Raw genomic sequence first — 1,894 nt, 5'->3', positions numbered from 1 at the left:
GCTGATGGGGTGGTGGAGTATCTGGGCCGGGTCGACTATCAGGTCAAGGTCCGCGGGTTCCGGATCGAGCCGGGCGAGATCGAAACCGCCCTGCTGGCTCACCCCGCGATCGGCTCTGCTGTGGTGGTTGCTGATGACCGGCAGCGGCTGATCGCCTATCTCGTGGCGATTGATGTCGCTGTTGGTGTGCCCGCGCCCGGTGAGCTGCGCGCGTTCCTGGCTGCCACGTTGCCGGATTACATGGTGCCCGCTCTGTTCGTGGAGTTGGCGTCGCTCCCGCTGAGTGCCAACGGCAAGTTGGATCGGGCCGCGCTACCGGCTCCGGACAGTGCTGGGTCGTTGTCGGCGGGGCAGTCTTCCGGTTTCCGTTCGCCGGTGGAGGAGATGCTGGCCGGGGTCTGGGCGCAGGTGCTCGGGTTGGATCGGGTCGGTGTGGAGGATGATTTCTTCGAGTTGGGTGGGCATTCGCTGCTGGCGACGCAGGTGATGTCGCGGGTGCGGGCGGTGTTCGAGGTCGAGGTGCCGTTGGCGGCGTTGTTCGAGCATCGCACGGTGGCGGGGTTGGCTCGGGTGGTGGAGGGGTCGGCTCGGGGCAGGCTGGCTCCGCCGATCGTGGTCGCACGGCGTGAAGGGCCGCTGCCGCTGTCGTTCGCACAACAGCGCCTGTGGTTCCTCACTCAGATGGCCCCGGAGTCGACCGAGTACAACATCCCCCTCGCTCTGCGGATGGTCGGAGACCTGGACGCCTCGGCGCTGAGCGCGGCGCTCGATACGATCGTGGAGCGGCACGAAGTGCTGCGCACTCGGTTGATCGTCGACGAACGAGGCGTGCCACACCAGGTGATCGACCCGCACACCCGCTTCGAGCTCGAGGTCTCCGACGTGGACGGGCTCGTTTGGGCGGAAGAGCAGGTCGCCACCGACGTGACGACACCGTTCGACCTGGAGACCGGGCCGCTCTTCCGAGCCCGGTTGATCCGGCTCGCGCCCGACGATCACGTGTTCAGCCTGGTCATGCACCATGTGGTGTCGGACGAGTGGTCGGCTGGCGTGTTGCGCCGGGAGCTGACCGCTTTGTACGAGGCGTTCTCGCGGGGTGAGCCGTCGCCGTTGGCTCCGTTGCCGGTGCAGTACGCCGACTTCTCGATCTGGCAGCGTGAGTGGCTGCAGGGCGAGGTGCTGGAGGAGCAACTCGGCTACTGGCGTGAGCGGTTGGAGGACGCGCCGGTTCTGGAGCTGCCGACCGACCACCCCCGGCCCGCTGTGCGGACCACGGCGGGCGCGAAGGTCGAGTTCGAGATCTCGGAAGAGATCGCCGCCGGGCTGCGCGCGGTGACTCGCCAGACCGGCGCCACCATGTTCATGACGTTGCTGTCGGCGTTCACCGTGCTGTTGGGCAAGTACGCGGGTCAGGACGACGTGGTGGTGGGCACGCCGATCGCCAACCGCAACCGGGCCGAGATCGAGGATCTGATTGGCTACTTCGTCAACACGTTGGTGTTGCGCACCGACCTCTCCGGTGACCTCACTTTCAGCGAGCTCGTCACTCGCGTGCGGCAGGAGGCACTTGCGGCGTACGCCCACCAGGACGTCCCGTTCGAGCAGCTCGTCGACGCGCTGACCTCCGGGCGGGACCGCTCGCGCACGCCGCTGTTCCAGGCGTTGTTCAACTACGACCAGGACGCGATGGCCGACGACGGCGACGTCGACCTGGAGACGGAGGCGATCGGCCCTCCGGTCGCGGTGACGGCGAAGTTCGACCTGACGTTGTTCCTCATCGCGCGGGAACGCGGCTTCGGGGGCGCCGTCGAGTTCAGTACGGAGTTGTTCGATCGTTCGACGGTGGAGCGGATGGTTGGGCATTTGGTGAGGTTGCTGGGGGTGGTGGCGGCTG

General features: G+C 67.2%; 1 protein-coding gene. It reads left to right on the top strand.

Features of this window, described 5'->3' with window-relative positions; genetic code table 11:
* Positions 1-12 precede the first annotated feature (12 nt).
* Positions 13-1,894: condensation domain-containing protein (locus AB0J09_RS63710; protein ID WP_360714100.1), on the top strand; the 1,882-nt coding region annotated here is incomplete at its 3' end.

This window comes from Nonomuraea sp. NPDC049784 (genome assembly GCF_040659615.1).
Classification (GTDB): Bacteria; Actinomycetota; Actinomycetes; order Streptosporangiales; family Streptosporangiaceae; genus Nonomuraea.
The sequence above is the reverse complement of the archived record's forward strand: the minus strand, read 5'-3'. Positions and strand labels throughout refer to the sequence as shown.